Source organism: Aeromonas piscicola, assembly GCF_000820005.1.
Taxonomy (GTDB): Bacteria; Pseudomonadota; Gammaproteobacteria; order Enterobacterales; family Aeromonadaceae; genus Aeromonas; species Aeromonas piscicola.
In genome coordinates this window covers 132839-140978 of record NZ_CDBL01000073.1, presented here as the reverse complement: position 1 = coordinate 140978, position 8140 = coordinate 132839, and the positions used below count along the sequence as shown (strand labels likewise).

The following is an 8140-nucleotide window of genomic DNA, read 5'->3' as shown; positions in this document are numbered from 1 at the left end:
GCGGATCAGACCAACCTGCTGGCCCTCAATGCCGCCATAGAGGCGGCCCGCGCCGGCGAGCAGGGCCGCGGGTTTGCAGTAGTGGCCGACGAGGTGCGCGCCCTCTCCAACCGCAGCCGCGCCGCCAGCGAGGAGATCTCCCAGATGATCGCAGCCCTGCAGAAAGAGGCCCAGAGCGCCGTTGCGGTGATCGGGGATGCAAAATCCAAGGCGGACGAGAGCATCCACAAGACAGAGGCGACCCTGGCCGCCATGCAGAACATCATAGGTCGCATCGCCAGCATCAACGATCTCAACGCCCAGATGGCGCAATCCGCCGAGGAGCAGGACAGGGTCTGCAGTGAGGTGGACAGCTCGGTGAGCGACATTCGCAACACCTCCAACGACACCCTGGGCCAGGCGCACGCTGCCAACCTCGCCAGCATCCAGTTGGTGGAGCAGTGCCAGAAGCTGGATCAGTTGCTCAAGACCTACCGCTGGTAAAGCGCAACGCCCCCAACAAAAAAGCGCGACCCGAGGTCGCGCTTTTTATTGTCTTGCCGCAGGCAGTCAGCTGGGACAGGATCAGCCCGCGTTGCGAGTGGCCACCGCATCAGCCAGCGTGCGCAGCAGCACTTCGGTATCGGCCCAGCCGATGCAGGCATCCGTGATGCTCTGACCGACGGTGAGTTCACACCCTTCCACCAGATCCTGGCGTCCTTCCACCAGATGGCTCTCCACCATGACGCCAAATACCGCCTTGCTGCCGGCACGCAGCTGGCCAGCCACGTCCTCGGCCACCAGCATCTGGTTCTTGAACTGCTTGCTGCTGTTGGCGTGGCTGAAATCTATCATCACCTTCTGTGGCAGACCAGCCTTGTCCAGCCCCTTCACCACCTCGTCAACATGTGCGGCGCTGTAGTTCGGCTCACGGCCGCCACGCAGTATGATGTGGCAGTCGGGGTTACCCCGGGTGGCGACGATGGCGGAGTGACCATACTTGGTGACCGACAGGAAGTGATGCGGCGCGCTGGCGGCGCCGATGGCATCGATGGCCACCTTGATGGTGCCGTCAGTGCCGTTCTTGAAGCCCACCGGGCAGGAGAGACCGGAGGCCAGCTCACGGTGCACCTGGGATTCGGTGGTACGGGCACCGATGGCGCCCCAGCTCATCAGATCCGCCACGTATTGCGGGGTGATCATGTCGAGAAACTCGGAGGCGGTCGGCAGCCCCATGTCATTGAGATCCAGCAGCAGCTTGCGACCGATGCGCAGGCCGTCGTTGATCTTGCAGGTGTTGTCGAGGTAGGGGTCGTTGATCAGCCCCTTCCAGCCCACCGTGGTACGGGGCTTCTCGAAGTAGACCCGCATCACGATCTCCAGCTGACCTTTCAGCTCGTCACGCAAGGTCTTGAGGCGCTTGCCATATTCCAGCGCGGCCACGGGGTCGTGGATGGAGCAGGGACCGATCACCACCAGCAGGCGCTGATCTTCGCCGGCCAGGATCTGATGAATGGCCTGGCGGGATTCGAATACGGTATTTGATGCGGTCTCGGTGGCCGGAAACTTCTCAAGCACCGCAACCGGGGGTAATAACTCTTTGATTTCACTGATACGAACGTCGTCGGTTTGATGCTGCATGACAAGGCTTCCTGCTAGATGACTGCGATAAAGAAACTTCAATCTAGCCCGCAGCCGGGACGGTGTAAATAGAAAATTACATTATCTCATCAGGAATTTTCTGATCTTGTCTTGCAAGTTTGTATATTACTGCTAGTGAACTGGAACGAGTGAGTTGAACAGAGCAAAAATGGGGCGGACAAGCGGGGCAGAGATGAAAAGGCCCGCACCAAGGCGGGCCCGACAGGGTCAAACGGCCTGACTGACGCTGGCCAATTTGTCGAAGTAGTCCGGGAAGGTCTTGGAGGTACAACCCGGATCATTGATGGTGACAGCGGTATCCGACAGCGCCACCAGCGAGAAGCACATGGCGATGCGGTGATCGTTGTAGGTATCGATGGCCGCGTGGTTGAGTTGGGCTGGCGGCGTCACGGTAATGAAGTCGTGCCCCTCCTCCACCTCCACACCCAGCTTGCGCAGCTCGGTGGCCATGGCGTGCAGACGATCCGTCTCCTTCACCCGCCAGTTGTAGATGTTGCGAATGGAAGTGGGTCCCTCGGCAAACAGCGCCGCAACGGCGATGGTCATGGCTGCGTCCGGAATGTGATTCATGTCCATGTCGATGCCGTGCAGCGGGGCCTGTTCGGCCTCGATGAAGTCGTCACCCCAGGTGATGCGGGCGCCCATCTTCTCCAGCACGTCGGCGAAATGGATGTCGCCCTGGATGCTGTGCTTGCCGATGCCGGTCACGCGCACCTTGCCCTTGATGGCCCCGGCCGCGAGGAAATAGGAGGCGCTGGAGGCATCCCCTTCCACCAGGAAGTCACCCGGGCTGACATAGCTCTGGTTGCCCTTGATGTAGAACAGCTTGTAGTTGTCGTGCTCGATGACCACCCCGAACTGCTTCATGATGTGCAGCGTGATGTCGATGTAGGGCTTGGAGACCAGCTCCCCCTTGATGTGGATGCGGGTATCGCCGGCCGCCATGGGCGCCGCCATCAAAAACGCCGTCAAAAACTGGCTGGAAACGGAGCCGTCAACATGCACGTCACCACCCCACAAGCCCTTGGCGTCCACCACCAGCGGTGGGTAGCCGTCTTTCTTCAGATACTGGATATGGGCACCCGCTTCGCGCAGGGCATCCACCAGATGGCCGATGGGGCGCTCTTCCATGCGCGGCTCGCCGCCCAGGGTGTATTCGCCGGAGCCCAGGCACAGCGCGGCGCAGAGCGGACGCATGGCGGTGCCGGCGTTGCCGAGGAACAGATTGACCGGCGCCGATACCGCGAAGCTGCGGCCCAGACCGTGCACTGTGCACTCTGTCTTGTCGGCGGAGAGCTTGTACTTGACCCCGAGCTGGGTCAGTGCCGCCAGCATGTGACGAATATCATCGCTGTCGAGCAGATTGGTCAGCCGGGTAGTGCCACGGGCCAAGGCTGCCAGCAGCAGTGCCCGGTTGGACACGCTCTTTGAGCCGGGCAGATTGACCTCACCGGCCACACGAGAAATGGGTTCCAAACGCAACGAATTCATAGACTTCCTGTACTGTCTCAAATAATTCACCTGACCGGACGTTAGCAGCCCGCGCCTTGCTCGGCAAGACCGCGCGTGGCACAAAAGCGGGCCAGACTCCCGGTCGATCAGGATCCACTGGAAAAACAGACGCCGGGGAGTCCCCGGCGTCTGTAATTGGGGAAAACGCCTCAGCCGTGGCGCTTGGCAAAGCCATCCATAAAGCTCACCAGGGCCTTGACCCCTTCCAGCGGCATGGCGTTGTAGAGACTGGCTCGCATGCCACCGACGATGCGGTGCCCCTTGAGCGCCAGCAGACCGGCGGCGTCCGACTCGGCCAGGAACTGCGCGTCCAATTCGGCATTTTTCAGCTGGAACGGGATGTTCATGCGGGAGCGGCAGCTGGCATCCACTTTGTTGCCATAGAAGCTCGACTGGTCGAGGTAGCCATAGAGGAAATCGGCCTTCTCCTTGTTGCGCGCCTCCATCGCCTCGAGTCCACCCTGCTCTTTCAGCCACTCGAACACCAGACCGGCCAGATACCAGGCGTAGGTGGGCGGCGTGTTGAACATGGAGTCGTTCTTGGCAGTGAGCTGGTAGTCAAAAATCGAGGGCACGTCTGCTCTCGCCTGGTTCAGCAGGTCATCGCGCACGATGGCGATGGCCAGGCCCGACGGGCCTATGTTCTTCTGGGCACCGGCGTAGAGGATGCCGAAGCGGCTCACGTCGATGGGACGGGAGAGGATGGTGGAGGAGAGATCCGCCACCAGGGGCACATCGCCGGTGGCCGGGATGTCGAACATCTCTATGCCGTCTATGGTTTCGTTCGGACAGTAGTGCACAAAGGCCGCATCGGCGCGAAACGCCGGGGTCGGCAGCAGGTGGGAGATCCCCTGGGCGTTCTTGGCAACCCCCGGGAAGGTCTGGATGTCACCGTACTTGTGGGCTTCATCCACGGCACTCTGGGCCCAGACCCCGGTCAGCAGATAATCGGCCTTTTTATTGGCGCCGCCGAGCAGGTTCATGGGCACGGCGGAGAACTGGCCACGACCACCACCGTGCATAAAGAGCACCTTGTAGTTGTCCGGCACCGCCAGCAGTTCGCGCAGATCGGCTTCCGCCTTGGCGGCAACCGCCATATAGGGCTTGCCGCGATGGGAAAGCTCCATGACCGAGGCTCCCAGCCCCTGAAAATTACAAAATTCGCGCTGGGCGCGCTCCATGACTTCAACCGGCAACATGGCGGGGCCGGCGCAGAAGTTGTAAATCTGTTTGCTCATGACGCTTTCCGTGAGTGGATGAGAGGAATCGATGACTTGTCTGGTTTTACACAAGAGCCGCCCTAGGATCAAAGGCTTTTTGGGAGCTGGCTCAACCTTTTGTCGCCCTGCACAGCTCAGGTCATGATGAAAAAAGCCCTGAACGGGTCAGGGCTTGCAGGGAACATGCATGGAAATGGAGGACAGGCCGCATCAATGACAGGCAAGACCCCTTTTCAACAAATTCACAGCTTGGCGGTGAGCTCGGGCAGCAGGGTGAACAGATCCCCCACCAGACCGTAGTCAGCCACCTGGAAAATGGGGGCCTCGCCATCCTTGTTGATGGCCACTATCACCTTCGACTCCTTCATGCCTGCCAGATGCTGAATGGCGCCCGAGATGCCGATAGCTATGTAGAGTTCGGGGGCGACCACCTTGCCGGTCTGGCCCACCTGCAGATCGTTGGCCACATAACCCGCATCCACCGCCGCCCGCGACGCCCCTACCGCACCGCCCAGCTTGTCGGCCAGCGCCTCGATCAGGGCAAACTGCGCCTTGGAGCCGAGCGCCCGGCCGCCGGAGACCACCACCCGCGCCGCCGCAAGCTCGGGTCTGGCGGATCGCACGGCGCGCCGCTCAACCAGCCGGGTGCGGCAGGCCACATCGGCCACCGGCAGGCGCTCGACAACAGCCTGCCCAGTCCCGCATTCGGCCTTGGCGAAGGCGGTCGGCCTGATGGTGAGCACCTTGATGGGAGCGCTGCTCGCCATCCGGGCAACGGCATTGCCCGCGTAGATGGGCCGCAGGAAGGTATCGCCGCTCTCTATGCCGGTCACCTCGGAGAGCATCTCGACCCCGAGTCTGGCCGCGACCCGCGGCAGCAGATCCTTGCCCTGGGTGCTGGCCGCCATCAGGCAGTGCTGATAATCGCGTGCCATGTGGGCGAGCAGGGGATCGACGCCGTCGTTCAGCCCTTCCGCCAGCATGGGATGCTCGGCCAGCAGCACCCTGTCCACCCCTTGCAGACTGGCGGCCTGTTCGCCCGCCTCGGTCAACCCCTGACCCAACAGCAGGAGATGCACCTCGCCGCCGAGCTGGCCCGCTGCCGTGACCAGCTGGGCCACGTTGTCGGCAAGCCTGCCCTGATGATGTTCAGCAATAATCAGTACGCTCATGACAACACCCTATCGTTAGCAACGCGTTTCATCGTGCCAGCCCTCATCCCAGCCAGGGGCAGGCACCCAATATGTTTCACCATCATAGGTGTGCTCATGGCAGTACCTTGGCTTCGTGCCTGAGTTTGTCCAGCAGCTCGTCCACCGAGCCGACCCTGACGCCGGCACGGCGCACGGCTGGCGCCATCACCCCAAGCAGCCGGGTATGGCCGGCGGGTTCGACGCCGAGGGTCGCGAAGGGGGCACTCTCAAGCGGCTTGCGCTTGGCTTTCATGATGTTGGGGAGCGAGGCAAAGCGGGGTTCGTTCAGGCACAGATCCACAGTCACCACGGCAGGCAGCGGCATGCCGAGGGTCTCCAGGCCGCCGTCGATCTCGCGGGTCACCTGCAGCTCGCCGTCCACCAGCTTGATGGCGGAGGCGAAAGTGGCCAGCGGCCAGTCGGTGAGGGCTGAGAGCATCTGGCCCACCTGGTTGTTGTCAGAATCGATGGACTGCTTGCCGAGCAGCACCAGATCTGGCTGCTCCTGCTCGCACACCTGTTGCAGGGCGCGCGCCACGGTAAGCGGAGTGAGCGTCTCATCGGTCACATAATGGCGGGCCCGATCCGCCCCCAGCGCCAGGGCATGGCGCAACTGCTCGACCGCCGCCTCAGGCCCGAAGGTCACCACCACCAGCTCAGTCGCGATACCGGCTTCCCGTAGCCGAACACCTTCCTCTACCGCAATTTCACAAAACGGGTTGATCCCCATCTTCACATTCGCGAGCTCCACGTCGGAGCCATCGCTCTTGACCCGGATCTTGACGTTGTAATCCAGTACCCGCTTGATCGCGACCAGCAGCTTCATGACGCGCATCCCTCGCTTTTCTTGAGTGAATTCATTGACGAACCCTCGCATTTTTTTGCTTACAATTACTTTACGTTTACGTAAACTACCAGCACTACCCTAGGCCAAGTCAAGCGCAGAGGCAAGATGGAACGCGAAGCAATGGAATTTGATGTCGTCATCGTCGGTGGCGGCCCGGCAGGGCTCAGTGCCGCCATCGCCCTGAAGCAGCACAATGCCGATCTCTCGGTCTGTCTGCTGGAGAAGGGAGCGGAAATCGGCGCCCATCTGCTCTCCGGCGCCCTGTTCGACCCCATAGCCCTCAAGGAGCTGTTGCCGGACCGCTGGCAGCAGGCGCCCCTTGGCATTCCCGTCAACGATGATCGGGTTCATCTGTTGCAAAACGACAGCCGCGCCCTGCAACTGCCCCACTGGGCCGTGCCGCCGCGCATGCACAACGATGGCAGTCATATCCTCAGCCTGGGCAACCTCTGCCGCTGGCTCGGTCAACAGGCGGAGCAGCTGGGAGTCGAAATATACCCGGGTTTTACCGCAAGCGAGCTCATCATGGAAGCGGGACGGGTGCGGGGTGTGATCACCGGCGATCTCGGGCTGGACAGAGCCGGCAATCCCAAGGCGGATCACGTGCCCGGCATGGCGCTCCATGGCCGCTATACCCTGTTTTCCGAAGGGGCCCGCGGCCATCTGGGCAAGCAGTTGATCGCCGAGTTCAATCTGGAGAACAGCGCCCAGCCGCAACATTATGCCATCGGCTTCAAGGAGCTGTGGCAGGTGCCCGCGGATCAGGCCAAGCCGGGCCAGGTGCTCCATGGCAGCGGCTGGCCGCTGGTCGAGCGCCGAGCCAGCAAGAGTCAGGGCGGCTTCTACCTCTATCATATGGAGGGCAATCAGGTGGCGGTCGGGCTCATCGTCGATCTCAACTACAGCAACCCCTGGCTCAGCCCGTTCGACGAGTTCCAGCGCCTCAAGCACCATCCCCTCATCGCACAGACCCTGCAGGGAGGCGAGCGCATCAGCTACGGCGCCCGCGCCATCACCAAGGGCGGCTGGCACTCGCTGCCGCGCATGCACTTTCCCGGTGGTCTCTTGATCGGCTGCGATGCCGGCACTCTGGACTTTTCCCGCATCAAGGGCATTCACACCGCCATGAAATCGGGCATGCTGGCGGCGAAAACCGTCGCCATGACGCTGCGCGGCGGCGATGAGGGTGGCAGGGATCTGGCCGAGTACAGCGATGCGCTGCAACAGAGCTGGCTGGGGCAGGAGCTGAAGACCGCCCGCAACTTCGGCGCCGCCCTGCATCGCTGGGGTCCCTTGCTTGGTGGCGTCTTCAACTGGCTGGAGCAACGTCTGCCTCGGTCTCTGCTCTCCCAGCGGGGCTCCCCCTTTACCCTGCTGGACAGGGAGCCGGACTACCGCCAGCTGCGCATGGCCAGCCGCTGCGATGCCATCGATTATCCCAAGCCCGATGGCAAGCTCAGCTTTGACAAGCTCTCTTCTGTTTATCTCGCCAACACCAGTCACGATGAGGATCAGCCCTGCCACCTCAAGTTGCAGGACGCGAGTATCCCGGTAGCGGTCAACCTGCCCACCTGGGCCGAGCCCGCCCAGCGCTACTGCCCGGCCGGGGTGTTCGAGATAGTGGAAAGCGAGAGCCAGCCTTATTTGCAGATCAACGCAGCCAACTGCATTCACTGCAAGACCTGCGACATCAAGGATCCCAGCCAAAACATCATCTGGACGCCACC

General features: G+C 61.9%; 7 protein-coding genes. 2 read left to right on the top strand and 5 right to left on the bottom strand.

Annotated features, from left to right (window positions below):
• Positions 1–483 (top strand): methyl-accepting chemotaxis protein (locus tag BN1128_RS18660; protein WP_042871521.1); only part of this gene is annotated, 483 nt, incomplete at its 5' end.
• An 81-nt stretch (positions 484–564) separates the two neighbouring features.
• Here BN1128_RS18660 and aroG read toward each other — a convergent pair.
• From aroG to BN1128_RS18635, 5 genes are all read right to left on the bottom strand, one after another.
• Positions 565–1620 carry a 3-deoxy-7-phosphoheptulonate synthase AroG gene (gene aroG, locus BN1128_RS18655; RefSeq protein ID WP_042871518.1) on the bottom strand — a complete coding sequence of 352 codons (1056 nt, stop codon included), beginning with the start codon at positions 1618–1620 and terminating at the stop codon, positions 565–567.
• 228 nt (positions 1621–1848) lie between these two features.
• On the bottom strand, positions 1849–3132 hold the full coding sequence (aroA, locus tag BN1128_RS18650; protein ID WP_042871515.1) for a 3-phosphoshikimate 1-carboxyvinyltransferase: 1284 nt from the start codon (positions 3130–3132) through the stop codon (positions 1849–1851).
• 170 nt (positions 3133–3302) lie between these two features.
• Entirely contained in the window at positions 3303–4391 is a 1089-nt protein-coding gene (serC, locus tag BN1128_RS18645) for a 3-phosphoserine/phosphohydroxythreonine transaminase (protein WP_042871513.1), read from the bottom strand.
• Positions 4392–4615: 224 nt separating this feature from the next.
• Positions 4616–5545, bottom strand: coding sequence for an electron transfer flavoprotein subunit alpha/FixB family protein (locus BN1128_RS18640; RefSeq protein WP_042871512.1), 930 nt, complete (start codon positions 5543–5545; stop codon positions 4616–4618).
• A gap of 94 nt (positions 5546–5639) precedes the next feature.
• The gene (locus tag BN1128_RS18635; RefSeq protein ID WP_042871510.1) at positions 5640–6392 is read right to left on the bottom strand and encodes an electron transfer flavoprotein subunit beta/FixA family protein; all 753 of its coding nucleotides are present in this window, start codon (positions 6390–6392) and stop codon (positions 5640–5642) included.
• Between the two features lie 126 nt (positions 6393–6518).
• On the opposite strand from BN1128_RS18635, the gene BN1128_RS18630 reads away from it, so the two are divergent.
• Positions 6519–8140: electron transfer flavoprotein-ubiquinone oxidoreductase (locus BN1128_RS18630; protein ID WP_042871885.1), on the top strand; the 1622-nt coding region annotated here is incomplete at its 3' end.